Here is a 25067-nt window from a genome sequence, read left to right on the forward strand (position 1 = left end):
AGGCGAAGTCCGGGGGCAGGTGCGCTCACATCAGGACTTGCGTCGACGTGCCATCAGCGTGACGAAGGCACCGGCGATCAGCAGGGCCAGACCGGACCCGAGCAGGCCCCAGACCGCAGCGCCCGTGGCGGCGAGCGACGGCTTGGGCAGCAGACCGGCGTCGAGCGTCAGGTCCACCCGCTTGTCCTTGCCCAGCTTGACGACGTGGGTGCACCCGGTCGCCGGGTCGGCGTCCGAGTCGTGCAGATCAGACATTGGCCCGACGTCACCGACGTGCGGCTTGGTCAACGTGCGACCAGCCACCAGACCGGTTTGCGGATCGGCGTTGAAGCAGACCTCGTACTCGCCGTCCGGCAGGTCGGTGAACAGGTACCTGCCGTCGGAGTCGGTCTTGCTCTGCGCCACCGGCTTGCCGGTGCCGTCCTGCAGGAACACCGGAAGGTCCGGCGCACCGGGTTCACCGGCGTCCTGCACGCCGTTGGAGTTGTTGTCGTACCAGACGAAGTCACCAACTCGGTTGGTCGGTGAGACGAGGCCGAGGTCGAGGGTCAGGTTCTCCCTCTTGCCCACGCCCACGGTCACCGGTGGCGTGCAACCACTGGCCGGCTCGACATCGGAGTCCTTCCCGTCGTCGCCCACGTTCGGCTTCGTCGCGAGGTATCCGGCGTAGGCACCGGGCAGAGCACCCATCTCGAAGCAGACCTTGTAGGTGCCGTCCGGGACGTTCGGGAACTCGTACTTGCCCTTGGGATCCGTCTTCACCGGCTCGCCGACCGGCTTGCCGTCCTTGTCCACCAGCTTGACGGTCACGCCGGGCACGCCGGGCTCGCCCGGATCCTGCACGCCGTTGCGGTTGGTGTCGGACCACACCAGGTCGCCGATCTTGTTCGGCGGTGCGACCAGACCCGCGTCGAGCGTGTAGTCCCGGCGCTTGCCCACGCCGACCGTGGTGGTCAACGTGCACCCGGTCGTCGGGTCGGCATCGGAGTCCTTCGTGTCGTCCCCTGCGTTGTTCTTGGTGAGCGCGTAGTCCGCCACCGCGGCAGGCAGGTTCTTGATGTCGAAGCACACCTGGTACGTGCCGTCCGGCAGACCGTCGGTGAAGTAGTACTTGCCGTCCGGACTCGTCTTCTTCGTGCCGAGTTCCTTGCCCTGAGCGTCCTTCAGCACGGCGGTGACACCCTCGACGGGCTTCTCGCCGACGTCCTGCAGGCCGTTCTTGTTGGCGTCGATCCACACGAAGTCGCCGACACCGTTGGCCGGCGGGTGGATGCCGGCGTCCAGCGTCAGGTTCTCGCGCTTGCCGACACCGAGCTCCACCTCGGGGGTGCAGCCCTTGTCCGGGTCGGCGTCCGAGTCCTCGGCATCGTCCGCGCCGGCATTCGGCGTGGTGAACTGGAAGTCCTTCACCGCATCCGGCATCGGACCGAAGCACACCGTGTACTTGCCGTCCGGCAGGTTGTCGAACGAGTACTTCCCGTCCGGCCCCGTCGTCGTGGACTGACCCGTCGACAGCTTGACCGGCACGTTCGGCACGCCGGGTTCGCCGTCGTCCTGGATGCCGTTCTTGTTGTCGTCACGCCAAACCAGGTCGCCGAGCTTGTTCGGCGGCGAGACCAGACCCATGTCGAGCGTCAGGTCAGCGCGCTTCCCCGTGCCCAGCGTGGTTTCCGCCGTGCAACCGTCGGCACCCGCGTCAGAGTCCTTCGCGTCGTCGGAGCCCGTGTCAGCCGTGGTGACCTTGTAGTCCTTCACCGCGGCAGGAAGGTTCGCCACGTCGAAGCAGACCTTGTAGGTGCCGTCGGCCAGGTTGTCGAAGAGGTACTTGCCCTCGGCGTTGGTCGTCGTGGTCGCACCGTTGCTCAACGTCGCCTTGACACCCTCGAGCGGGATGTCCGTGGCGTCCTGCAGACCGTCCTTGTTGACGTCGATCCACACGTGGTCGCCGAGACGGTTCACCGGCGGGACCAGACCGAGGTCGATGGTCAGGTCTTCCGGCTTGTCGACGTTCAGCTCGACCTCAGGCGCACAACCCGTTGCGGGGTCGGCGTCGGAGTCGCGAGCGTCGTCCGAACCAGCGTTCGGCGTCGTCGGCACGTAGTCCTTGACCGCGTCCGGCATCGGGCCGAAGCACACGACGTACTTGCCGTCCGGCAGATCCGGGAACTCGTAGCGGCCCTGCTCGTTGGTGGTCGTCGTCTTGTCGCCCACCTTCACGGTCACACCGGGCACCGGCTTCTCGCCGTCGTCCTGGAGACCGTTCTTGTTCGCGTCGATCCACACGTGGTCGCCGAGCTTGTTCGGCGGCCTGATGCCGGCGTCGAGCGTGAGGTCCTCACGCTTCTGCGGGCCGACAGTGGTGGTGTGCGAGCACTTCGACGTCGGATCGGCGTCGGAGTCCTTCAGATCGTCGCCGGCGTTCGGCTTCGTCAGCAGGTAGCCCGCGTACTCGGCCGGTGCCGTGCCGATGTCGAAGCACACCTGGTAGGTGCCGTCGGCCAGGTTGTCGAACAGGTACTTGCCGTCGGCACCGGTCGGCTTCGACTGGCCCACCGGCACGCCCGTGCCGTCCTTCAACGACACGGTGACACCGGGAACGCCCGGCTCGTCGGCGTCCTGCAGGCCGTTGCGGTTGGTGTCGACCCAGACCAGGTCGCCGAGCTTGTTGGTGACCTTGGCGTTGATGCCCGCGTCGATCGTGTGATCGGCGGTACCGGACTTGCCCGTGGTCACCTGTGCCTTGCCGTCGGAGTCCACATTGGAGTCAATGGCGCGGTCCGGCCCGGCCTCCTTGGTCGTCCACTTGAGGTTCGCCGCGGCCGGCGCGTTCGGCAGTCCGCCCGCGTTCACCGCACTGCGGTCGAACGTCAGGTTGTAGCAGGTTTCCGGCTTCAGGCCGTCGGCCGCGCCGAAGTAGTACTCGCCCTTGGCGTTCGTGACCTTGGTTCCGAGCGGCGCGCCACCGGCGCACGGCGTCGCGGTCACCTTGACACCCGGTACCGGAGGCTCGTCACCGTCCTGCACGCCGTCACCGTCGGTGTCGAACCAGACGCGGTTGCCGAGCTGGACCGGTGCCAGGTCGCACAGCGCTTCCAGGTCACCCAGGCCGTTGGCCTTGCCCCAGCCCTCGGTGTTGACGTCGCTGATCTGGTAGGCGTTCGGAAAGCCGTCGGCTGCCATGGTGCCCTTGGCCCGGTCGAACCAACCGGCACCGCCGGTGTTCAGTGCCGTGGGGTCCATGACCGTCGAAGGCATCCGGCTCTCGCCATACACGACGACGAGCGCTCCCTGCGCGGTCTCGTTGTGCGGAGCGCCATTGGCGTCCTTGTAGTACTCACCGGGGTAGTACTCGACCACGTCACCGGCCTCACCGCCGCCGTTGTTGGCTGCGGTGTTGTTGTTCGGGCAGGTGGAGGTCCCTTCCCAGACATAGCTGCCGTCCGCCTGGCGGCAGGCCCGGTTGAGGTCACCACCGCTGACGGTGTCCCACTGTCCTGCCGACCCGTCGGCAGGAGACAGGCTCTTGCCACCCTGATCGCCGAAGCGGTCGCGGAACGCCAGCACGAGGTCACCGTTCGCCTCGACACCGACGTCGGTGAGCAGCGGCTCCGGGTGCTCCACGAGGCCGCCGGTCGGGGTCGGCTGCGTGTAGGTGGTCTTCCAGGGCAGCCAGCGGTCGGTGTTGGTGCCCTGCCACAGGACGGTGCCCCGCTTGAAGTTCAGCGGCTGGCTCACCACCGGCGCGCCGAACGCGCCTGCGGTGAAAGGCCGGACCACGGCTCGCATGTCGGCGGCGTTCTGGGTCGTCTCCCCCGAGCAGACACCACCCACGTAGACCAGGCCGTCGCGGACGCCAAGGGCGCCCGGCCGCCAGTCGTTCGCGTTGGGGCACGGCGACGGGATCGCGTAGGAGGCCTTCGGCGCGCTCGCCGTCGCCGCCGTGGCGTCGTAGACGTAGAGCTTCTTGTCGCCGAGGTTCACGACGTAGAGCTCGCTGCCGTCCTCGGAGATGTCGATGTCGCCCAGCGCCTCCTTGCCGACCACGTTGGCGAAGCCGCCGTCGAAGTTGTTCGCGTGGTTGTGCTTGGTCGTGCCCGCGCCGGGCACGGTGGCGAAGAGGGTCGTCGCACCGCCGGCGGAGGGCGTGACGTAGATACCACCGGCGTTGCCGCTGCCGTAGTCGGTGAGCCGCTTCGCGAACGCGCCGGAGAAGATCCGCTTGTCCTGCTTGCGGTACGCGATGCCGTACACCGAGCCGGTGGTGCCCTGGTTCGCGATCTGCGCCGGAGCGGCGCCCGTACCACGCGCGGTGAACGGGAAGGTCACCAACGACCGCGCGGAGGCGACGACGTTGCTGCTGCCGTCCTGCTTGCGAGTCGCCCTCTGGCAGGCGGTGACGAGCGCCGGGCTCGACTGGCAGTAGTCGGCCGGGTTCCACAGACCCGTGGTGACGGTGGCGGCCTTGCCACCCGTCACGTCGACGAACGCCGTGTTGCTCTCCAGCGTGCCGCCCGCAGGTGCCGGCTGCAGCACGCTGCCCGCCGGCGGGTTCACCTGCACGCGGTACTTGCCGCCGCTCACCGGGCCGAGGCCGACGGTGACGCTGCCGGTCGCGTCGGTCGTGCCGGTCGCGGTCGCGCCCTTGGGGTCGGTGACGAGCACAGAAGCACCCTGCACGCCCACTTCGACGGCGGCGTCGTAGTTGCCGTTGCCGTTGACGTCACGGACGACCTTGACGGTCAGCGTGCCGTCACCTGGACCGGCGTGGGCCGGCGGTATCACCACGGCGAACGAGGCGGCCAGCAATGCGGCCGTCAACGCGGCGAGCGGACGTTTCACGGAATCGCTCCTAGGCAGCAGGGGTCGGGGGAACACACTGCGGAACCTGGAAAGTGCCATTGTTTGCCCAGGTCCGCGCGTTTTCTGCCACTTACACGCACTCGCTTGTCGCACTTTCTGGTGAATTTGACTCGCGAGGTTGGCCGCTTGATGTCGCTTTCGGGCTGCGTTCCGTGAAACGCCGTTCCCGCTTCAGGTGAATCAGATTCCACCTTTGATGAATCGGGTTTAGAGCCGACCATTGCAGCGGGCAACTGTCCACATGGGAGGTTCGCTCGACCGGGTCATTCGTGTGTGTGGATGTCACAGCTTGACCACACGGCCGATGAGGCTGAACGGGTGAACATGCACGTCGGACTCAGCCTTTCCTGGCTTCAGCGCCTGTAACCGGTGAAGGTCGCCTGCGGGCGGTGAACGACCCGAGTGGACGCTGAAGGGAAGGCCGTTGAGCACACCGGAGCCGGATCAGGGCTTCGCGGAGTTCTTCCGCACCTGCCTGCCCGTGGTGACCAGGACGCTGACGGCGCTGACCGGCGACACCCGCGCCGTCGAGGACATCGCGCAGGACGCGTTGGTGATCGCACGGCACCGTTGGCACGACATCCGCGCGTACGACAAGCCCGAGGCGTGGGTGCTGAAGGTCGCGATCAGGCTGATGCGGCGGTGGCAGCAGCGGAACCAGTACGAAACACCGCTGGTCGCCGTCGTGGACGTGGTCGAGCAGGTTCCCGAGGTCGAGGCGGTGCACTCGGCGTTGCGCGAGCTCTCGCCCAGGCACCGCGAGGTCGTGGCGTTGCACCACCTGCTCGGCTACCCGGTCAGCGAGATCGCCTCGGTGCTGGTGGTCAGCGAGTCGACCGTGCGGACGCATCTCACCCGCGGCAGGGCCGAGCTGCGGCGGATTCTCGGAGGTTGAAGATGACTGAGCGGCTGCTGCGCGAGTTCGAGCTGGACGAGGCGGTCGAGCGGCTCTACCGGGCGGGCGAGGCCGCGGAACGGGCCGGGAACCTGCGTGAGGCCGCCGCGCACTTCCGCGTCGCCGCCGACCAGCGGCTGGGAGACGCGGCCGTGCGGGCCGCCCAGGTGCTGTTCCTGCTCGGCGAGGACGCCGAAGCTCAGCGCTGGTACGAGGTTGCGCTGGCCGACGGGTTCGACTCGTCGCTGGTGCAGACGGATGTCGCTGCGCGGCAGGGTTTTTTGGAACACGCGGCCCGGATCTCCGTTGGTGCGCCGACGTTCGACTGGTTGCCCGGCGCGGTGCCGGTCGGCTCGCTCGACCCGGCTGACGTGCGGGCGCGGACGTCGGCGTTGCGGGCGTTGGACCGGCGGTACGGCGGAATCGTCTGCCACGCCTCGGTGTTGGCGCACCTGGAGCAGGTCGAGCCGTTCATCGTGGTCGGCGATGCGCCGATGTGGACGGCGGTCGCGGAGGTGCACGAACTGGCGGGGTGGACCGCGTTCGACAGCGGCATGCCGGGTGTTGCCCTGCCGCACTTCTCGCGCGCGCTGACGTTGGCGAGGCAGGCGGAGAACGAGGCACTGATCGCCTCGGTGCTGACCCGCGCGGGCCGGATGTTCCTGCACCACAACGCACCCGACGACGCGTTGAAGGCGTTCCAGCTCGGGTTCGTGGCGGCGCACAACTCGTGGGCCGACCGGCAAGAGCTGAGCGATCCTCGGCAAGCGATCACATCACTCACAACCAAGACATATGGCGCAGAACGCGTCCGTTCCCACGTGCTGACGTTGACGGCACTGGCCCGCAACCATCTCGCGCTCGGCGAGACGGCCACAGCCACCGAGCTCGCCTCGAAAGCCGTGGCAGCAGCGACGAACCTGCGGTCAGCGCGTGCCGACGACCAACTGCGGTGGCTGGATCGGGAAGCCAGGGCCGCCGGCGCATCCGTGCTGGTGGAGCAGATTTCGGCCCGTTTCGCACGCTGTAGTTGACGTGTTCATCCGATCCGGGCCGATACACGCGTGCGCGCAAACAGGTAGGTTCTGCGCCATGGCCGAGCCTTTCTCGTGGGTGCCCGCAGGAATCAACACGGACGTGCCCAGCGCGGCACGCGTCTACGACTTCCTGTTGGGAGGTGGCCACAACTTCGCCTCGGACCGCATGGTCGGCGAGAAGGTGCTGCAGGTGCTGCGCGACGGCCGCGCCATCGCGTCCTCGAACCGCTCGTTCATGCGCCGCGCCGTCCTGCTGATGATGGAGCAGGGCATCGACCAGTTCCTCGACCTCGGCTCCGGCATCCCGACGGTCGGCAACGTCCACGAGATCGTGCAGGCCGAAAACCCCGACGCCCGCGTGGTCTACGTGGACTACGACGAGGTCGCGGTCTCGCACAGCCAGCTCATCCTGGAGGGCAACGCCAACGCGGGCGTCGTCCAGGCGGACATGTGCAGGCCGGACGACGTCCTCTCCGACCCGGTCGTGAAGGACCTGATCGACTTCTCCAAGCCCGTCGGCCTGCTCATGGTCGCCGTGCTGCACTTCGTGTCGGACGAGAAGGGCCCCGCCGAGATCGTCGCCCGCTACCGCGACGCCATGCCGTCCGGCAGCCTGGTCGCGCTCTCACACCTGACCGCCGACTTCAAGCCGAACGAGATGGGCGCGGTCGTCGAGGCCATGAAGCACAGCCGCGACCCGATGTACTTCCGTTCCCTGTCCGCGTTCGAGCCGATGTTCGCGGGCATGGAGGTGCTCCAGCCGGGCGTCGTGCCGGCGCCGTCGTGGCACCCGGAACTCGGCCCGGCCGGAGAAGGTGGCCCGGAGGACGTCTACGTGGGCGTCGCCCGCAAGGCCTAGCGGAACTTCCACACCTGGGCTGCGGAACCGCTGCACGTCCAGATGTTCAGGCGCGTGCCGGGAGTCGTCGACGCACCGGGGTTGTCCAGGCACAGCCCCGACTGCGGGTTCTGCACCGTGCCGTCGGACCGCACGCGCCACTGCTGCGCGCCGGTGCCGTTGCACTCCCACAGCTGCACGGTGGTGCCGTTGGTGGTGCCGCTGCCGTTCACGTCGAGGCACTTGCCGGAAATCGCGATGGTGCCGTCGGCGATGACGCGCCACTTCTGGGCGTAGGAGTTGTTGCACGTCCAGATCTGCACCGGGTTGCCGTTGACGGTGCCGCCGGCGTTGTTGTCCAGGCACAGGGTCGGGGCCGCTTTGAGCTCAACGGAACCGGCGCCGGACGGGTGGCGTTCGGTCGGCAGGGCCGGGGTGTTCAGGTGGTAGAAGTCGACGGCCAGGTAGTTGGCGGTCTTGCGGGCGGCGGGCTCGCAGAAGCGGCGGGCGCGGTCTGCGGCCTTCGAGTTGTCGGTCGAGACGGTGCCCTGCACTGGGACGTCGCGGAAGTGGTTCATCACGAAGAGCGGGCGGAAGTTGGGTTCCGTCGCGGTGAGCGGCTTGCTCCAGCGGCTGTAGCAGGACCAGTCGGACGTGCCGGTGCCCGAGCCCATCGACCAGTAGTTCTCGACGGTCCAGTCGCGCTGGTAGAGGACGCCGGAGTTCTCGCGGCCGTCCGGGCTGTGGTCGGTGAAGATGAGCAAACGCTTGCCGCCGGCCCTCATCTGGGACAACGTGGGCCAGCCGTGTTCGCGTACGCCCTCGGCGCGGAACAACACGTCGTTCAGGCCGGGGACCTTCGCGAACTCGGCGCGCAGCACGTCGGCAGAGACGTAGTCCTCGAGGAACACCGTGACGATTTCGGTGGGGCGTGCCTTCAGGAAGTCGACGATGCGCTTGATGTCGACGTTCAGCGCGACCGGGTTGCTGACGAAGGTGCAGCTGTTGTGGCAGAGGATCGCGCCGTCGGAGGTCTGGTGGATGTCGAGCATGAAGCCGCGGACGCCGTCGTTGAGCTGCTGCACGATGCCGCGGGACTGGTTCGGCGCGATGTTGCCGAAGGTGAAGCCGCCGTCGACGCCGTTCGCATAGGCGTTGTGGGAGCTCAGGAACGTCATCTCGTCCAGGCGCGGGTCGCTCGGCGGCTGGTAGCGGACCGGGGTGACCGGGGTCAGGAACCACGTGTCGGTGCCGGTGCCGACGCGGATCTGGTCGGTGCCGGACGCGATCAGGTAGCGGTCGGCGCCGGGGTCCTTGAAGCGGTAGCGGTCCTGGTCGTCCAGCACCGCGGTCCACTTCGCGTCCGTGCTGGTGCAGCTGACCATCTGGGCAGTGTCGCCGGAGCGGCCGAGGCACTGGCCGCCCTCGGCGAGCGTGCTGCCGTTCCAGGTGAACTGCTGGCGGTCCTCGTTGCCCTTGGGGCGGTGCTGGACCACGGATGAGCCGGACACGGCCGCGTTCTGGCCGGTCACGGCGCTTTGCAGGTAGTACGAGCCGTTGGGTGCCGCGACAGCGTCGACGGGGACGAGCAGCAGCGACAACAGCGCGAGTGCAGGGATGATGCGCATGGGGTGCAGGCTTGTCCACGGACGTGAACGTGAAAAGACTTCACACCGAAATCCGTCCGAACCGAGACATCTGTGGTCCGGACCACAAAACGTGATGCAGCGGACGACGGCAGCTAGGGGGTTTCCCAGGCCGCAAGAGACCACCGACAACGAAGGGGGCGGCGTGGGGTTCGACCAGTTCGTCGCCGAGCGGCTGGACCGGCTGCTCGGGTATGCCACCGCGATCACCTGCGACAAACACCTGGCGCAGGACATCGTGCAGAACGTGCTCATGCGCGCGCAGAACAAGTGGGAGCGCATCGGAGCGATGGACGCCCCCTATCTCTACGTGAAGCGCATGGTGACCAACGACTACCTGTCGTGGCGGCACCGCAAGGCCGCACGGGAGATCGCGGTGGAACGCAGCGAGCTCGCCAAGCACGTGCCGTCGATGGCTGATCCGGCCGATGCGCACGCCGAACGGGAGGCCATGCGCGCGCGGATCGCCGTGTTGCCGCGCAAGCAACGTGCGGCGTTGGTGATGCGGTTCTACGAAGACTGCTCCGACGCGGAGATCGCACAGGTGCTCGGCTGCGCGGAATCCACCGTGCGCAGCCAACTCTCTCGCGCACTGCAGACGTTGCGCGCCCACGAACTCGCCCGGTCCGCCACCCTGGGGGTGCACTCATGAACGACCTGATCCGCTCGGCCATCGCCGCAGAGGCCGAGGAGCGCGTCGACTCCCGGACCGTGCTGGCGGAACTGCACAAGCGCAAGGCCCGCAAGCCGTTCGGCCTGATCATCGGCGTCGCGACGCTGACCGTGGCCGCTGCCGCCGCGGCCGTCATCATCCCGACGGCGGCCAAGAAGACCGACGCCTCGCCGGCGGAGCTGCAACCTCCCAAAGCGGAGAACGTGCTGCTCATCGGCACCGACGATGCCAACCACGCCGACGCGCTGGTGTTCGCGCGCTTCGAACCCGACGGATCGGCCTCGGTCATCTCGTTGCCGCGGGACATCTTCGCGGAGTCGAGCGCCGACAAGATCAACAGCCTGTACCTCGGGGGTCCACGCATGCTGACCAACGAGATCCAGCACCTGACCGGCGCGCCGGTCGACCACTTCGCCGCCGTCAAGATGTCCGAGTTCGGCAAGATCGCCACTGCCGTGGGCGGGGTCGAGGTGTGCCTGAACAAGGCGATGAAGGAGCCGTACAGCGGCGTCGACCTGCCAGCCGGCCGACAGACGCTCGCGGGCGACCAGGCGCTCGCGTTCCTGCGGCAGCGGCACGGCCTGCTGAACGGCGACCTGGACCGGACCAAGCGGCACCAGGCGTTCCTGGCCGGGCTCGCGGCGAAGATCACCAAGGACAACGCGCCGGCCCTCGCCCGCGTGATCGGCGGGTCGATCGAGGTCGACGAGGGCTGGGACGTGCTGGCGTTCGCCTCGCGGTTCCAGGGGCCGGTGAAGATCAAGACGGCGACGTTGCCGGTCGGCGAGATGATCACCCGCGCCAGCGTGTTCGGGTTCGCACCGGATCCGGCGCAGGCGAAGCAGTTCGTCGAGAAGCAGTTCGGCGGCGGCGAAGCGACCCAGAGCGGATGCGTGAACTGATGTTCACACCAATGGAGCATCAAGTCGCCCGGATGCGGTGTCGATGACCAGCATGTAGCCCGCCGAATGGCCGCTACGATCAATTCGTGCGCGAACCACTTGAACGAGACTCCGAGATCGCGCACATCCGTGAAGCTCTCGACGCAGCCACCCGTGGTGAGGGTCGCGTCGTCGTCATCGAGGGCCGTGCGGGCATCGGCAAGACCAGGCTCGTGCACGAGTGCCGCGAGCTGGCCAAAGAGCGCGGTTTCGGGCGACTCCAGGCTGTCGGTGACGCCCTGGAGAGCGCCATGGCGTGGGGCGTCGTCCGGCAGATGGTCGAGCGGTCGGTGTCGCGGTACTCGGGCGAGATCCGGGAGAAGATCCTGGCCGGGCCGTCCGGTGCGGCGCTGAAGGCGCTGGACGACGCGGCGCTCGACCCGAGCGAGGCCGAGCTGGCCCGCACGTTGCACTCGTTGTGGTGGGTCGCGGTCGACCTCTCGTCCACCCGCCCGCTGCTGATCACGGTCGACGACGCGCACTGGGCCGACCTGTCGTCGCTGCAGTTCCTGGTCTACCTGTCGCGCCGGATCGCGGACCTGCCGATCGCGCTGGTCGTCGCGACCAGGCCGCCCGCGGACAACTTCGGGCCGCTCGCGGCGCTCAGCGTGTCGGCGGACCGGCTGCTGCCCCGCCCGCTCACCACGAACGCCCTCGGGGAGCTGGTCGGCGGCCACGCCGAGGTGATCAAGGCACTGCACGCGGCCAGCGGCGGGAACCCGTTCCTGTCCGGGGTGCTGGTCGACGAGCTGGCCGCGCTCGGGCTGCCGCTGGACGACGCCGCCACGGCGGCGAAGATCGGCGGGCTCGGGCCGAGCACGGTCTTCCGGGCCACGCTCGGCCGGTTGCCCGCAGACGCCGTGGCGCTCGCGGGTGCCGTCGCCGTGCTCGGGTCGCACGCCGATCCGTGGCAGGCGGCGGCACTCGCGGACGTCGAGGACCTCCCCGCCGCGGTCGAGGCGCTGGTCGCCGCGAACGTGATCGTCACCGGGGAGCACCTGGAGTACGTGCATCCCGTGGTGCGCGAGGCGGTGTTGACCGGTCTCGGCCCGATCGCGCGCGCCTCACTGCACGCGCGCGCTGCGACGGCGTTGTGGGAGGCCCACGCGCCGGCGGACCGGGTCGCGGCGCACCTCATCCACGCTCCTAAAGGGACGCTCCCGAACGCAGCCGACGTGTTGCGCAAGGCCGCCTCGCAACTCATGGCCGCCGGTGATCCGCGGACTGCTGCCGCGCACCTGCACCGAGCCGTGAGCGAACGACCGAAGGACGCCGCGCTGAGAGCCGAGCTGGGCCGGGCGTTGCTGCGGACCGGCGACGCGGTGAAGGCGCACCACCACCTGAAGGCCGCGGCGGCCGGACTGCCGGACGCGGAACTGGTGGCGGCAGCGGCTTCGGCGACCGCCGTGCTGCACGGCCCGGCAGCCGCGATCGACGAGCTGACCGAGGCCATCGCGGCGCGGCCCGACGGTGAGTCGCGGTTGCACCTGGAGGCACGGCTGGCGGTGTTCCGGTCGTTCCTGCCGGACCAACGGCAGACCGCGTCGGCCCACCTCAGCGACTATGCGACCCTCGCGGGCGGCACGCCGGACGAACGCACGTTGCTCGGTCTGCTCGCGCAGATGGGGCGCTACGAGGTGTGGCCGCACGACGAGGTGGCGGCGACGGCGACGCGTGCGTTGGCCAACGGCGCGTACTTCGACGACGCGACGGGCAGCACCGACGCGATGGTGGCGTGGCTCGTGGCGTTGCTCGCGCTGATGGCCGCGGACGGCGTGGACGTCGCACGGCGCGAGATCGAGCGGGCACGGCTGAAGGTGCGGGCGCACGGGTCACCGGTCGAGTTCGCGATGGTCACCAACGCCTCGCAGTTCCTGAACTGGCGCTGCGGCAACATGCAGGTCGTCGAGGCCGAGGCGGAGGGCGCGCTCGCGGCCATCGCGCAGGAGGACCCGGTCTCCCAGGTGGTCGGGCTCAGGGCCACCTCGACGCACTTCGCGGCCTACGCGGCGCTCGAACGCGGTGACGTCGACGCGGCCCAGTCCGTGATGGACGCGTTCGACGCTTCTGGTGCACCGCCGATGATGCCCACGATCTGGCTGCACGAGGTGCGTGGCCTGATCGCACTGGCTCGCAACGACGCGGCGCGTGCCCTCGACGAGGCGTACCGGCAACGGGACGCGATGGCAGCGGTGCAGGTGGATCCGCCGACGATCCCGTGGCGCGGGGTCGCCGTGCGCGCGTTGCTGCAGCTCGGCGAACCGGCCGCGGAACTGGCCTCCGAACAGCTGGGCGTCGCGCGGAAGTGGGGTGCCGCGACCGAGGTCGGCGCGGCTCTGCGCCTGCTCGCGCACGCCGCCGCCGACTCGCGGCTGGAGCTGCTGACCGAGTCCGTGACCACGCTGGAAGCCTCACCGTCCCGGCTGGAGCTGGCCCGCTCGCTGGTCGACCTGGGCGAGACGCTGCGGGTGGCACGTCGGCGGTCGGACGCGCGGGAGCACCTGCACCGGGCGGTCGACCTGGCGAGCGAATGCGGCTCCGCGGTGCTGCGCGCACGGGCCGTCGAGGCGTTGGAAGCTCTGGGCGACCGGCCGCGCAGGCAGGTGGCGCTGGGGGCGGAAGGCCTGACGGCGTCCGAGCGGCGGGTGGCTGATCTGGCCGCCGCGGGCCGGGCGAACCGGGAGATCGCGCAGGAGTTGTTCGTGACGCCGAAGACGGTCGAGAACCACCTCGGCCGGATCTACACGAAGCTCGGAATCGCAGGTCGCAGGGACCTCGCCCGCGTTCTCGCCTGATCCGGAGCGACGTGGGGGTCCCCCTGATACACCCAACTTTCCCGCTGGAGGGTTGAGGGATCTCCCCTCATGCCTTTGGGAGTCCGCTGCGGCGAATCTTGTGTCACCACAGGGAAGCACCTCGAAGGGGACACCGAAATGATCCGCAACGCTCTGATCGCCGCAGCCGCCACCGCCACCCTCGCCACCGCGTTCGCCCCGATGGCCTCCGCCGACCTCATCGGCACCCCGGCGCCGTGCGTGACCGCCTCCGACCTCGTCGGCCCGGACTTCAGCGTCCGCAAGTGCGGCGTGAGCGATGTGGACCAGTTCCGCGTCAACCTGCAGAACAACGGCAACGCCCACTGCGGCCCGGCGTCGCTGTACAACGTCCTGCACTACTGGGGGCACGTGAAGGGCGCGCCGGTCGGCTGGGGGCCCACGCGGGTCAGTGACATCGACCCGCAGGACCAGAGCGACTACGACCTCAACACCGCCGCGATCGGGAAGATCGGCTTCGACGCCAAGTACAACGGCGGCACCAGCCTGACGAACCTGCGCACCGCGTGGGACATCGCCACGCAGCCCGCCCGTGACGCCGGCTGGCAGACCTCCCGGGGTGTCGTCAGCACGCTCGAGAACCCGGACTTCGCCGGTGAGCTCGCCCGCAAGCTGAACGAGGGTCCGCTGCAGCTCGTGTACGGCCGCTACAAGGACGCTCCCGGCGCCTACGCGTTGCAGCGCAGCGGTGGCCACATCGTCACGGTCGTGTCCGCCACCGGCTCGTTCGGCGGCAACACCATCCAGCTGAAGCTGGCCGACCCGGGCCGCGCGTGGGACCACAACAAGACCGACGACTACCTGCTCACCCAGTCCGACTACGAGGCGCTCGACGTCACGCTGACCAGGCGTGCGTTCCAGCAGTACACGCCGGTCGCGGACGACGAGAACACCGCAGAGGACGAGTCGATGGAGCCGGGCACCTACAAGTGGGTGACGCGCTGGGAGCTCACCGGCCCTCGCTACGTCAGCGACACGACCCGTCAGATGGTCGAGGGCTTCAACTGGTTCGACATGGCGAAGTAGTTCGAGTTCCGGTCAAGGGCCGCACTCTTCAAGGGTGCGGCCCTTCGCCATAGCCTGACCTTCATGGGGAACCGCGATCGGGAGCAGACCCGCCGCCGGTTGTTGGACGCCGCGTCCGTCGAGTTCGCGGCTTACGGAATCGCCGGCGCGCGGATGGAACGCATCGCCAGGATCGCCGGGTGTAGTGCCGGTCTCGCCTACACCTACTACGGCGGCAAGGACGAGCTGTTCGACGCCGTGCAGTCCGAGGTGGTGGACGCTGCGGCGGTGGAGTTCGACGCGTCCGACCTGCCGGGGTACGCGGGCCGGTTGTACGACCTGCAGCACCAGCACCCCGAGTTCGCGCGGCTCTCGATCTGGCTGTGGCTGGAGCGGCGGGGGTGCGTGGATCGGGTGGCCGACGTCGAGGCCATCAGAGAGGCGCAAGGACAAGGACTCGTCTCGGCCAGGTTCGAGGCGGAACAGGTGCTGCGGCTGGTGCTGGCGATCGCGTGGATGTGGTCGGACGCGCCGGCGCACAGCTCGGACCACGTGGGGCGGAGGCGGACCGTCGAGGACGCCGTGCGGCGGCTGATCGAGACGTAACCTGGTCTTATGCGTGTTCTCGTGGTTGCCGCACCGTTGCTGGGTCACGTCTTCCCGTTGATGCCGCTCGCGCACGCCCTGCACGACGCCGGGCACGACGTGGTGGTCGCGACCGGCGGCGAGGCGCTCCGAGTCCGCGACTCCGGACTGCACGTCGAGGACGTGGTGCCCGCGAACGTCCGGTTCGGACCGATCGCGCTGCGCATCATGCTCACGCATCCGTTGGTGGCGAAGAGGGAGATGCAGGGCAGCGGCCGGCTGGACTTCGTGTCGCGGATGTTCGGCCGGGTCGGCGACGCGATGACGGAACCCCTGCAAAGGCTTGCCAGGAACTGGCAACCGGACGTCGTGGTGCACGAACCGCTGGCCGTCGCGGGATCGGCGCTCGGCGTTCCCTCGATCGTGCACGACGTGTCGGTGTTCGACGGGCTCGAGCTGACGAGAGCGGTCGGCGCTCGGATGAAGGCCGAAGTGCGGTCTCCCGCAACGGTTCTGCGCACCGCACCGCAGAGTCTGAAAGAGCTCCCCGCCGGGCAGCCGATGAGGTTCGTCGCCTACAGCGGTGACGGCGAGGTGCCGCAGTGGCTCGCCGAACCCGCCGGCCGGCCGCGCATCCTGGTCAGCCGCAGCACCGCACCCGGTCCTGGTTCCGGCCGGATGATGGCGGCGGTCGCCAAGGCCGCCGAGCACGTCGACGCCGAGTTCGTGCTCGTGCGGCCGGAACGTGCGGAAGGCTTGCCGGACAACGTCAGGACGGTCGGCTGGGTGCCGATCCCGCGCGTGCTGCCGTTCTGCGACGGCATCGTGCACCACGGTGGCGCAGGAACCCTGCTGGGCGCGCTCGCGGCCGGTGTGCCGCAGCTGGTCGAGCCGGGACCGGGCGATCGGACGGTGCACGCGAACGCGATCACCGCACGCGGCGCCGGGCTCAGAGCAAGCCCGCGCGACGTCACCCCGCAGCTGCTCACCCAGCTCATCGAGGACGCCAGGTTGCAGCGGGCGGCCGGTGAGGTGCGGGACGAGATCGCCGCGATGCCGGCCCCGTCCGAGGTGGCGGCGAAGTGGGAAGATCTCACACCGCGGAAATAAAAGAACACCTATCGTGGGCGAGTGCGCATTCTCTTCTCGAGCTTAGGCTCGCACGGACATACGTACCCATTACTCCCGCTCGCGATCGCCGCCCGCGAGCAGGGACACGACGTCCTCTACGCCGTCGACCCAGGATTTCACCCGACCGTGGAAAAGTTGGGTTTCACCGTCGTCAACGCCGGCCTGAGCATCTGGGACGCGTTCCGCCAGGCCAACGAACTGCACGGCACACCGGCGTTCAAGCGCGAGATGCTGCGGCAGACCGCCGTGGACGCGTTCGGCTCGGTGCTGCCGAGGGCCTACCTGGCCGATCTCGAACCGGTGCTGCAGCGGGACAAGCCCGACCTGGTCGTTTTCGAGATCATCAACCCCGGTGCCGGGCTCGCCGCCATGCGCGCCGGGATCCCTGCCGTGTGCCACGGCTTCGGCAAGATGGACGGCACGCTCGTCCCGGAGGCCATGAGCGACCTCCTTCTGGAGTACATCACGGAGCTCGGCATCACATTGCCTGATGGGCAGCATTACGGACTCGGATCGCCCTATCTCGACGTCTTCCCGCCGTCAATGCAGGATTTGGCGTATCTCGCGGACGTGCAGCGGATTCCGATGCGTCCCATTCCGTTCGCCGAACCAGGTGAATTGCCCGCATGGGTGCTCGAACACGAGCGGCCGCTGATGTACCTGACGTTCGGCACCGCATTCGCCAACCCCGACCTGCTGCGGACCGCGGCCGCCGGGCTGTCCCGGCTGGACGCCGAGGTGCTGGTCGCGACCGGACCCGAGGTCGACCCGTCCGCTGTGGGCGACATGCCGGGCAACGTGCACGTGCTGCCGTGGGTGCCGCAGGCCGATCTGCTCGCGCACGCAGATCTCGTACTGCACCACGGCGGCGCGGGCACCACGGTGGCCGCGATGGGGAACGGCCTGCCGCAACTCGTGGTGCCGCAGGGCGCCGACCAGTTCCGCAACGCCGAGATCGTCGCGACCGCAGGACTCGGCGCACAGCTCGTCGGCGAGCAGTTCACCGCGGACGCCGTGCACGAGGTGGCCCGGAAGCTCTTGCAGGACAACGAGGTGCACGCCGCCGCGACCGGCGTCGCCGCGGAGATCGCCGCGATGCCGCACCCGGACGAGGTCGTGCCGGAACTGGTCGAGATCGCCGGCTGAAACCCGTGGAAAACCGGTGCCTACTCGCTGGGCACCGGTTTCAGCTCGGACAGCGCCTCGCCGACGGAGTCGTGCAACAACAGGACGTCGGCGACGCCCGTGACCTGCAACGGTCTCTTCACCGCGCGATGAGGTGCCACGACGTGGAGCTTCGTGCAGTGCTCCTCGGCGAGCTCGTGCGCCGTGATCAAGGTGGAGATGCCCGTGGAGCCGAAGAAGCTGACCTCGGTGAGATCCGCGACAACCGCGGGGCCTCCCGAGGAGAAGCCGAGCCGCAAGGCGTCCAGCACGACGTCCGCCGTGTCCACGTCGATCTCACCTTCGACCGCGACGACCATCACTCCCGCGATGTCGGTGGCACGCACCGTGAGCAGCGGTGACTCCCTGAACAAATCTTCGTTCACCAGCACTCCCCGGTGGCCGAAGCACGTAGATACCGGTCCGAGCACGCTGCTGAACCCGGCTGAGTCTCCGACGTTACGGGTGTTCCTCCCGCACCACAACCTGTTGCTCTGGGCAACCTAACGATCGCCCAACCGGCGGACCGCGGCGACCAGCTCGGTGTTGCGGACGCCTTTGGCCACGTAGTCGGTGACGCCGGCGCGGCGCATCTCGTCGACCGCGCCGGGGTCGGTGTAGGCGGAGAACGCGAGGATGCGCGTGCCGGGCGCGCGCTGCAGGATCTCCGTCGCCGCGTGCACACCACCGCCGTACGGCATCCGGACATCGAGCAGGACCACCGCCGGCAGGTGGCGTTCGGCCAGCTCCACGGCCTCACGCGCGTCGGAGGCGACCGCGACGACCTCCATGTCCGGCTCGTCGTCGAGCACGTCCCGCAGGACGTCTCTGATCAGGGGATCGTCGTCGGCGATCAGCACGCGGAGGATCACGGCCGCACGTCCGGGAGCCAGAACTCGACCACCGTGCCACCGTGTTCACCTGCGGTCACCGTGCACCAGCCGCCGGCGCCCTCCGCGCGTTCCCGCATCTCGATCAGGCCGAAGTGCCCGGAGTTCGGGTCCAGATCGGGGATTCCCACGCCGTCGTCCACCACCTGCACGCAGAACCCGCGATCCACAGTGGACAGTGTGATCGTGACGGAGGAGGCACGCGCGTGCTTGCGGACGTTGGTCAGCGCCTCCTGGCAGATGCGGAAGATGGTGATGGCCGCGTCGTCACCGGGCTCTCGTTCGAGCTCGTTGCGGATCTCCCCCACCATGGCGGTGTCGGCGAGGTACACGGCCAGCGCGTTCCGCAGGCCGTGCCGCTCGATGCCGGGCGGGCGGACGCGGTACACCAGGTTGCGCAGCCTGCTGATGGCCGAGCGGACCGCGCCGTCGAGCTGGTCGATGGTGTCGCGGTGTTCCGCCGGCAGCTTGCGGGCGAGCAGCTGCAGCCGCATGTCGACCGCGACCATGGCCTGGATCGTGTCGTCGTGGACGTCCCACGCGATGCGCTGCCGCTCCTGCTCCTGCGCCTCGACCAGGTGGGCGAGCAGCCGACGCCGCTCGGTGAGCTGCTGCTCGGCCCGCCGCCGTTCGGTCATGTCCCTGGTGACCTTGCCGAACCCGCGCAGCTCGCCGGTGTCGTCGTAGAGCGCGGTGATGATCACGTTCGCCCAGAACCGGCTGCCGTCCTTGCGCACCCGCCAACCCTCGTCCTCGAGCGCGCCCTCGGCCCGTGCGACCCGCAGCTCCCAGTCGGGCTTGCCGGAACGGATGTCCTCCGGCGGGTAGAACGTGGAGAAGTGCCGCCCGATGATCTCCTCGGCGGTGTAGCCCTTGATGCGCTCGGCACCGGCGTTCCAGCTCACGATGTGCCCACCGGGGTCGAGCATGAAGATTCCGTAGTCGCGCACACCGAGCACGAGCAGCCTGAAGAGATCGCTGTCCCGCCAATCCTCCGGTTGCACGGCCACATGATGGCCCCTACGCCGTCAGCTCACACCAGACGACCTTGTGACCAGCACGTTCTTTGACGCCCCAGCTCTCGCTGACCTGAACGACGAGCTGGAGTCCCCAGCCGCCGTCCCGCAGCTCCGGCTGGTCCCCGCTGTAGTCGACGACCTCGACCCGAAGCTGGTCCTGACCACCGTTGATCCGCACGAACGGGCGACCGCCGCCGTGGCAGACGGCGTTGGTGGCGAGCTCGTTGACGACCAGCACGACGTCGTCGTGGTTGCCGCGGAACCCGCAGTTGCGGGCGGCACGGCGAGCGAACGCGCGGGCGAGGGCCACGCCGCCGCGCTGGTCCTCCTCCGGAAGGGAGAACACCGTCTCGGTGAGCGAGCTCGTGGCCATCAGAGCACAGTGCCTCACCCGTGCCGGTGGGTGCAGACGCAGGCGAACCAGCTCGTCTGGTGCAGCTGCATCAGTCGAGCAGGCCCTCGCGGCGGGCGATGGACACCGCCTCCAGCTTCGAACTGGCCCCGAGCTTGTCGAGCACGCGCTGGACGTGGTTGCGCGCGGTGTTGCGGGCGACGCCCAGCCTGGTGGAGATCTGGTCGGTGCCCGCACCGTCCGCGAGCAGCAACAACGTCTCCTGCTCGCGTGCGGTGAGCGTGGCGCCGGCGACCTTCACCCGGCCCGTCAGCCGGTCGAGCACACCCGCGAGCAGCTTCGGGTCGAACACCACCTCGCCGTCCGCGACCTTGCGGACCGCCTCGACCAGCTCGTCGAGCCGCGCCGACTTGAGGATCAGGCCGGCACCACCGGCCTCGGCGACGCGGGCGGCCACGGACGCGGTGGCCTCCCCGGTCAGCACCAGCACCTTCGCGCCGCTCTTCACGAGCTCGGGGATCAGCGCGGTGCCGTCGCCGTCGGGCAGTCTGCGGTCGAGGAGGACGATGTCGGGCCTGCCGCGGCGGGTCTCCGCGAGCGCGGCCGCGACGGTGGTCGCGCGGGCGATCACCTCGATCCCGGCGCGTTCCAGCGCCAGTCCGATCGCCTCCGCGACCATGTCGTGGTCCTCCACGAGAACCACTTCGGTCATATCGGTCAGCCTACGGCGTACCGGAAGTTCCGCGCGCTGCCGAGCACGAACTGCCGCACCTCGTCGAACACCGCCGCGTGCTGCGCCTCGACGCCGAGCTGGGGCGAGATCAGCTTGAGCAGGTGACCAGCGTCGAGGGCACCTCCCAGCGGCATGACGCTGAGGAAGATCGGCACGTCCGAGTTGGCCGCTTTCTCGCGGACTCGGTGGAGGGCGTCCAACGGGAGGTCGCTGAGCAGGACGTTGTCGCCCTGGTAGGTGTGCGGCGGGAGTGGTTTGCCGGCGGCTTCCGCGAACGGTTTCCGGCCGAACTCCTCGGTGAGGTTCGGGGCCACGCGGAGGTGGTCGATGTCGAACGGTTTCGTGCTGGCGAACGTCACGCGCACCACGTCACCAAGAGTCGCCAGGGTCGATGTGACGTGATCCGGCAGGTCCCACTTGTGGAAAGCCTCGAACACGGTTGCCGCGTGCTGGGAGTCGAAGAACATCTCGCCTGCGTGGACCTGGTCGATGTCGAGGAGCTCGAACTCCAGCGCGGTGACGACCTCCCCGACCTTCTCGGTCTTGCGGACGCGGTCGCTCGCGAAGCCGAATTCCCTGGCCAGCACGCTGTAGCCGCCGCCGAGGGTGTAGCCGATGACGCCGACATCGCCGGCGTCACCGCTGAGCGGTGCGAGGCCGTGCGGGGCGGCCTGCTCGATGACCTGCTGCCAGATCGCGCCTGCCTCGACCTTCGCGGTTTTCGTGTTGGGATCGATCTCGACCCCGTTCATGCGCTTGGTCGAGATGAGGACGCCGCTGGTGGTCGTGGTGAGGCCGTGGCCGGTGGTTTGGACGGCATGCTCAAGGCCGTGCTCATCGGCGTACCGAACGGCTTCCTCGACGTCGCGGGCGTTCTCCACGGCGAAGATGACCTGAGGCTCGTGGCGCAGTCCGGTCTGGAATCCGCTGCGTTCGTCGTCGTAGCCGGTGTCGCCGGGACGGAAGATCTCCATATCTCCAGTGTGGTTTTGATGCAGTTATAAGTCCAAGATCTAGTCATGCTGGTCTCTATAATCAAGCGTTATGGAGCTTCGGCAGCTTGAGTACTTCGTGGCGGTCGTCGAGGAGGCCTCGTTCACGCGAGCCGCGGAACGGGTGCACGTCGCGCAGCCGGGGGTGAGCGCGCAGATCCGGCGGCTGGAGCGGGAGCTCGGGCACGACCTGCTGGACCGGTCCGGGCGCACGGTCACGTTGACCGACGTCGGCGCGGCGGTGCTGCCGTTGGCGCGGGCGGCCCTGCGGTCGGTGGAGTCGGCGCGGCGGACCGTCGAGGAGATGGCCGGGCTGGTCCGCGGGGTGGTGCGGGTCGGGATGGTCGTGTCGTGCGGGATCATGGACCTGCCGGAGCTGCTGTCGTCGTTCCACTCGTTGCACCCCGACGTCGAGATCACGTTGGTGGAGGCCAACTCCGACGCGTTGATCGAGTCGCTTTTGGACGGTCGGCTGGACTTCGCGTTGGTCGGGTACGCGGGTTCCACGCCCGAGGGCCTGTCGGTCCGGGTGCTCGCCGATGAACCGCTGGTGGCCGCTGTTGCCGCGGACGATCCTTGGTACGGCAGGGAATCCGTGTCGTTGGACGAGCTGTTGTCGCGCGGGTTGATCTGCCTGCCGCCGGGCACCGGGCTGCGCGGCGCGTTGGACGCGGCCTGCGGCGGACGGCAGCCGCGGATCGCGTTCGAGGCCTCCGCGCCGCCGATGGTGATCACGCTGGCGCAGCGCGGGCTCGGCCCGGCGATCCTGGCGTTGTCGATGACATCGGACCTGCACGCGATCCGGATCACCGATCCGTCGCCGTGGAGCCGGTTGTCGTTCGCGTGGCGGTCGTCCGGCCCGCACAGCCCTGCTGCCCGTGCGCTGATCCGGCTGGCGGAAAACCAGGTGACAGCGGATCTTTAGGGCTGTCATGATCGACGCATGTTCCTGACGGCTGAGCACAACACGTTCGCAGGTGTTCCTGCGGGCGCGCTCGCCGTTGCCTCGGCACAGCTGGCCGGCGCCCGAATCTGACCCTTCTCCAGTCCTCTCCTTCAGGACCACTGGGGGAGGGTCGTAGCGGTCCATCGGTTCTGAAAACCCAGCTACGCCTTTGAGGACAAGGGAAATGAAGCAGGAGTTCGTGCGCGCCAAGCCGCACCTCAACATCGGCACCATGGGTCACGTCGACCACGGCAAGACCACGCTGACGGCGGCCATCACCAAGGTGCTGTCCGAGCGGGACCCGTCGGGCACGACCTTCACCGCGTTCGACCGCATCGACCGCGCGCCGGAGGAGCTGGCCCGCGGCATCACGATCAACATCGCGCACGTCGAGTACGAGACGCCCACGCGTCACTACGCGCACGTCGACATGCCCGGCCACGCCGACTACGTGAAGAACATGATCACGGGTGCGGCGCAGCTGGACGGCGCGATCCTGGTCGTGTCCGCCGAGGACGGCACGATGCCGCAGACGCGTGAGCACGTGGTGCTGGCGCGGCGGGTCGGCGTGCCGCACGTCGTGGTGGCGCTGAACAAGGCCGACGCGGTGAGCGACCCGGAGCTGCTCGACCTGGTGGAGCTGGAGATCCGCGACCTGTTGTCCCGCTACGGCTTCGACGGCGACGCCACACCGGTGGTCCGCGTGTCGGGCCTGCGCGCACTCCAGGGCGACCCGGAGTGGACGCAATCGATCGTGCGGCTGCTCGAGGCCGTGGACGAGCATGTACCTGTGCCTGACCGCGACCTGTCCGGGCCGTTCCTGATGCCGATCGAGAACGTCCTGACGATCACCGGTCGCGGCACCGTCGTGACCGGTGCGGTGGAGCGCGGTGTGCTCGGCCTCGGTGACGCGGTCGAGGTGATCGGTCTCGGCGCCGCGGTGACGTCGGTCGCCACGGGCATCGAGACGTTCGGCAAGCCGATGCAGCAGGCCCAGGCGGGAGACAACGCCGCGATCCTGCTGCGCGGCGTGAAGCGCGGCGAGGTCAGGCGCGGGCAGGTGCTGGCCCTGCCCGGCAGCGTCGCGCCGCACACCCGGTTCCGCGCGTCCGTGTACCTGCTCTCGCACGCCGAGGGCGGCAGGCACACGGGTATCGCCTCGAACTACCGCCCGCAGTTCCACTTCCGCACCGGCGACGTCGTCGGCGTGGTGGAGCTCGACAGGACGCCGGCCCTGCCAGGTGACACCGTCGAGGTCGTGGTGGAGCTGGGCAAGGCGGTGGCGATGGACACCGGGCTGGGCTTCGCGATTCGCGAGGGCGGCAAGACCGTGGGTGCCGGCACGGTCGGCGAGATCCTCGCCTAGGGCGGCGGTGACGACCCGAGAAGGTGGTCGCGCTGCCTTGTGCGGCGCGGCGGAGCAGACTCCGTGGATGAACCACGTCCTGGAGCTGTTCCGCCGCGCCGTCGCGCACGACGACGCCGAAGCGATGCGCGAAGGCGTCGAGCTGATGTTCGGCGACCTCGACGCGCGGTCCGAGTACGGGCTGCGATCGCCGGACTACGTGATGGAGATGCCGCAGTCCGGCGAAACCGTCCGGGGCCGGGACAACATGCTCGCGATGCAGCAGGCGTTCCCGAAGCCGCCGACGATCACCCTCGGGCGGGTGGCCGGTGCCGGCAGGTTCTGGGTCGTCGAAGGCGTCAACGACTACGGCGACGAGGTGTGGCACGTCGTCGTCGTGTGGGAGCTGGCCGACGACGGACGGATCGTGCGCGACACCCGCTACTACTCGCAGAAGTTCGATCCGCCCGCGTGGCGGGCCCAGTGGGTCGAACTAGCCTGACTCGTCGCTCACCGAGTGCGCCGTACCGACTGGCTTCGACTCGGGCGAGCCGCGTTGCCGCAGGTAGACGCTCAGAATCGCCATCGACGCGATCGCGAGGAACTCGGACTGCCAGTTCTGCAGCGACCGGCTCCAGAAGTCCGCGCTGAAGAAGTAGTCGAACAGACCCATCTGCTCGGCCAGCGGGTCGGAGTTGTTGGCGTACCAGCCGGCAACCCACTGCATCGACCAGGAGAACAGGAACAGGACCAGCATCGCGAGTCCGAGCGACTTCGAGAACACCGCGGTGCGCCAACCGCCCGCACGTGCCCACGTCGGTGACGACTCGGTCGCGTACCGGCCGATCTGCTGCTCCTTGTCGCTCTCGTGGCCGACCTTGCCCGCAGGCTTGGACTCGGGCGAGCCCTTCTGGATCAGCCACACGGTGGCGGTGACGTACAGGAAGAACTGCAGGTACTCGGACTGCCAGTTCTCCACGACGTCGACCAGGAAGTCGGCGGAGAACAGGTACGACCCCAGGGACAGCACCGGCTGACCCAACGCGGCCTGACGCTCGTTGTATTCGGCCTGCCCGGCGAACAGCTGGCCCACCAGAGCCGCGAGGAAGAGCCCGGCGAATACGAGCGTCAGGCTGTGCTCGCGCAGGAATCTCCTCATAGGACCGGGTGCCCTGCGCACC

At 68.8% G+C, this 25067-nt stretch carries 22 protein-coding genes; 13 read left to right on the forward strand and 9 right to left on the reverse strand.

What is annotated here, in order from left to right; translation table 11 throughout:
- Window positions 1-30: 30 nt before the first annotated feature.
- Window positions 31-4839, reverse strand: coding sequence for an SdrD B-like domain-containing protein (locus DI276_RS28175; RefSeq protein WP_119724488.1), 4809 nt, complete (start codon window positions 4837-4839; stop codon window positions 31-33).
- A 445-nt stretch (window positions 4840-5284) separates the two neighbouring features.
- On the opposite strand from DI276_RS28175, the gene DI276_RS28180 reads away from it, so the two are divergent.
- The 3 genes from DI276_RS28180 to DI276_RS28190 are packed head-to-tail and all read left to right on the forward strand — an operon-like array spanning window position 5285 to window position 7651.
- Entirely contained in the window at window positions 5285-5755 is a 471-nt protein-coding gene (locus DI276_RS28180; protein WP_157985002.1) for an RNA polymerase sigma factor, read from the forward strand.
- A gap of 2 nt (window positions 5756-5757) precedes the next feature.
- Window positions 5758-6789, forward strand: a complete 1032-nt coding sequence (locus DI276_RS28185; protein WP_112268784.1) for a tetratricopeptide repeat protein — start codon at window positions 5758-5760, stop codon at window positions 6787-6789.
- 58 nt (window positions 6790-6847) lie between these two features.
- Entirely contained in the window at window positions 6848-7651 is an 804-nt protein-coding gene (locus DI276_RS28190; protein WP_112268786.1) for an SAM-dependent methyltransferase, read from the forward strand.
- On the opposite strand, the gene DI276_RS28195 is transcribed toward DI276_RS28190, so the two are convergent.
- A complete protein-coding gene (locus DI276_RS28195) occupies window positions 7648-9258 on the reverse strand; it encodes an RICIN domain-containing protein (RefSeq protein ID WP_112268788.1) in 1611 nt (536 codons plus the stop codon). The two genes, DI276_RS28190 and DI276_RS28195, sit on opposite strands and share 4 nt — an antisense overlap.
- A gap of 163 nt (window positions 9259-9421) precedes the next feature.
- Between DI276_RS28195 and DI276_RS28200 the strand changes: the two genes are divergently transcribed.
- The 7 genes from DI276_RS28200 to DI276_RS28230 all read left to right on the forward strand — a co-directional run bounded on the left by DI276_RS28200 (window position 9422) and on the right by DI276_RS28230 (window position 17591).
- On the forward strand, window positions 9422-9928 hold the full coding sequence (locus DI276_RS28200; protein WP_232836973.1) for a SigE family RNA polymerase sigma factor: 507 nt from the start codon (window positions 9422-9424) through the stop codon (window positions 9926-9928).
- Window positions 9925-10851, forward strand: a complete 927-nt coding sequence (locus DI276_RS28205) for an LCP family protein (RefSeq protein ID WP_112268792.1) — start codon at window positions 9925-9927, stop codon at window positions 10849-10851. The genes DI276_RS28200 and DI276_RS28205 overlap by 4 nt, the downstream gene beginning before the upstream one ends.
- Before the next feature lie 86 nt (window positions 10852-10937).
- Window positions 10938-13685, forward strand: coding sequence for an ATP-binding protein (locus DI276_RS28210; RefSeq protein WP_112268793.1), 2748 nt, complete (start codon window positions 10938-10940; stop codon window positions 13683-13685).
- A 138-nt stretch (window positions 13686-13823) separates the two neighbouring features.
- Window positions 13824-14750 (forward strand): hypothetical protein, encoded by a 927-nt coding sequence (locus DI276_RS28215; RefSeq protein WP_112268795.1) that lies wholly within the window; start codon window positions 13824-13826, stop codon window positions 14748-14750.
- Window positions 14751-14813: 63 nt separating this feature from the next.
- Entirely contained in the window at window positions 14814-15335 is a 522-nt protein-coding gene (locus DI276_RS28220; RefSeq protein ID WP_112268797.1) for a TetR family transcriptional regulator, read from the forward strand.
- 9 nt (window positions 15336-15344) lie between these two features.
- Window positions 15345-16424 (forward strand): nucleotide disphospho-sugar-binding domain-containing protein, encoded by a 1080-nt coding sequence (locus DI276_RS28225; protein WP_112268799.1) that lies wholly within the window; start codon window positions 15345-15347, stop codon window positions 16422-16424.
- A gap of 21 nt (window positions 16425-16445) precedes the next feature.
- Complete coding sequence (locus DI276_RS28230; protein ID WP_112268801.1) at window positions 16446-17591, forward strand: glycosyltransferase; 1146 nt, start codon at window positions 16446-16448, stop codon at window positions 17589-17591.
- Between the two features lie 20 nt (window positions 17592-17611).
- Here the strand turns inward: DI276_RS28230 and DI276_RS28235 are convergent, their stop codons facing one another.
- The 6 genes from DI276_RS28235 to DI276_RS28260 all read right to left on the reverse strand — a co-directional run bounded on the left by DI276_RS28235 (window position 17612) and on the right by DI276_RS28260 (window position 21577).
- Window positions 17612-17995: an STAS domain-containing protein gene (locus DI276_RS28235; RefSeq protein ID WP_157985003.1), complete on the reverse strand. Its 384-nt coding sequence runs from the start codon at window positions 17993-17995 to the stop codon at window positions 17612-17614.
- Between the two features lie 117 nt (window positions 17996-18112).
- Complete coding sequence (locus DI276_RS28240) at window positions 18113-18481, reverse strand: response regulator (protein WP_232836974.1); 369 nt, start codon at window positions 18479-18481, stop codon at window positions 18113-18115.
- On the reverse strand, window positions 18478-19503 hold the full coding sequence (locus DI276_RS28245; protein WP_232836975.1) for a PAS domain-containing sensor histidine kinase: 1026 nt from the start codon (window positions 19501-19503) through the stop codon (window positions 18478-18480). Before DI276_RS28245 ends, DI276_RS28240 begins: the two co-directional genes overlap by 4 nt.
- 16 nt (window positions 19504-19519) lie before the next feature.
- Entirely contained in the window at window positions 19520-19891 is a 372-nt protein-coding gene (locus tag DI276_RS28250; RefSeq protein ID WP_198680962.1) for an ATP-binding protein, read from the reverse strand.
- A gap of 70 nt (window positions 19892-19961) precedes the next feature.
- Complete coding sequence (locus tag DI276_RS28255) at window positions 19962-20582, reverse strand: response regulator transcription factor (protein ID WP_112268804.1); 621 nt, start codon at window positions 20580-20582, stop codon at window positions 19962-19964.
- 5 nt (window positions 20583-20587) lie between these two features.
- On the reverse strand, window positions 20588-21577 hold the full coding sequence (locus DI276_RS28260; RefSeq protein WP_112268806.1) for an FAD-binding oxidoreductase: 990 nt from the start codon (window positions 21575-21577) through the stop codon (window positions 20588-20590).
- A gap of 70 nt (window positions 21578-21647) precedes the next feature.
- On the opposite strand from DI276_RS28260, the gene DI276_RS28265 reads away from it, so the two are divergent.
- The 3 genes from DI276_RS28265 (at window position 21648) to DI276_RS28275 (ending at window position 24388) form a co-directional block, all read left to right on the forward strand.
- Window positions 21648-22520: a LysR family transcriptional regulator gene (locus DI276_RS28265; protein ID WP_112268808.1), complete on the forward strand. Its 873-nt coding sequence runs from the start codon at window positions 21648-21650 to the stop codon at window positions 22518-22520.
- A 205-nt stretch (window positions 22521-22725) separates the two neighbouring features.
- Complete coding sequence (gene tuf / locus DI276_RS28270; protein ID WP_112268810.1) at window positions 22726-23907, forward strand: elongation factor Tu; 1182 nt, start codon at window positions 22726-22728, stop codon at window positions 23905-23907.
- A gap of 67 nt (window positions 23908-23974) precedes the next feature.
- The gene (locus DI276_RS28275; protein ID WP_198680963.1) at window positions 23975-24388 is read left to right on the forward strand and encodes a hypothetical protein; all 414 of its coding nucleotides are present in this window, start codon (window positions 23975-23977) and stop codon (window positions 24386-24388) included.
- Here DI276_RS28275 and DI276_RS28280 read toward each other — a convergent pair.
- A complete protein-coding gene (locus tag DI276_RS28280) occupies window positions 24380-25045 on the reverse strand; it encodes a DUF6766 family protein (RefSeq protein ID WP_112268812.1) in 666 nt (221 codons plus the stop codon). The genes DI276_RS28275 and DI276_RS28280 overlap by 9 nt on opposite strands.
- Window positions 25046-25067: the final 22 nt, after the last annotated feature.

Origin of the sequence: Lentzea terrae (assembly GCF_003265345.1) — a bacterium.
In the GTDB taxonomy this organism is placed as follows: domain Bacteria; phylum Actinomycetota; class Actinomycetes; order Mycobacteriales; family Pseudonocardiaceae; genus Lentzea; species Lentzea terrae.

What these genes read in the sequence shown, in the direction of transcription:
- DI276_RS28195 (WP_112268788.1), bottom strand. Translation starts at nt 9,258, where the DNA reads ATGCGCATCATCCCTGCACTCGCGCTGTTGTCGCTGCTGCTCGTCCCC.
- DI276_RS28280 (WP_112268812.1), bottom strand. Translation starts at nt 25,045, where the DNA reads ATGAGGAGATTCCTGCGCGAGCACAGCCTGACGCTCGTATTCGCCGGG.
- DI276_RS28250 (WP_198680962.1), bottom strand. Translation starts at nt 19,891, where the DNA reads ATGGCCACGAGCTCGCTCACCGAGACGGTGTTCTCCCTTCCGGAGGAG.
- tuf (WP_112268810.1), top strand. Translation starts at nt 22,726, where the DNA reads ATGAAGCAGGAGTTCGTGCGCGCCAAGCCGCACCTCAACATCGGCACC.
- DI276_RS28260 (WP_112268806.1), bottom strand. Translation starts at nt 21,577, where the DNA reads ATGGAGATCTTCCGTCCCGGCGACACCGGCTACGACGACGAACGCAGC.
- DI276_RS28190 (WP_112268786.1), top strand. Translation starts at nt 6,848, where the DNA reads ATGGCCGAGCCTTTCTCGTGGGTGCCCGCAGGAATCAACACGGACGTG.
- DI276_RS28205 (WP_112268792.1), top strand. Translation starts at nt 9,925, where the DNA reads ATGAACGACCTGATCCGCTCGGCCATCGCCGCAGAGGCCGAGGAGCGC.
- DI276_RS28220 (WP_112268797.1), top strand. Translation starts at nt 14,814, where the DNA reads ATGGGGAACCGCGATCGGGAGCAGACCCGCCGCCGGTTGTTGGACGCC.
- DI276_RS28225 (WP_112268799.1), top strand. Translation starts at nt 15,345, where the DNA reads ATGCGTGTTCTCGTGGTTGCCGCACCGTTGCTGGGTCACGTCTTCCCG.
- DI276_RS28185 (WP_112268784.1), top strand. Translation starts at nt 5,758, where the DNA reads ATGACTGAGCGGCTGCTGCGCGAGTTCGAGCTGGACGAGGCGGTCGAG.
- DI276_RS28265 (WP_112268808.1), top strand. Translation starts at nt 21,648, where the DNA reads ATGGAGCTTCGGCAGCTTGAGTACTTCGTGGCGGTCGTCGAGGAGGCC.
- DI276_RS28215 (WP_112268795.1), top strand. Translation starts at nt 13,824, where the DNA reads ATGATCCGCAACGCTCTGATCGCCGCAGCCGCCACCGCCACCCTCGCC.
- DI276_RS28275 (WP_198680963.1), top strand. Translation starts at nt 23,975, where the DNA reads ATGAACCACGTCCTGGAGCTGTTCCGCCGCGCCGTCGCGCACGACGAC.
- DI276_RS28255 (WP_112268804.1), bottom strand. Translation starts at nt 20,582, where the DNA reads ATGACCGAAGTGGTTCTCGTGGAGGACCACGACATGGTCGCGGAGGCG.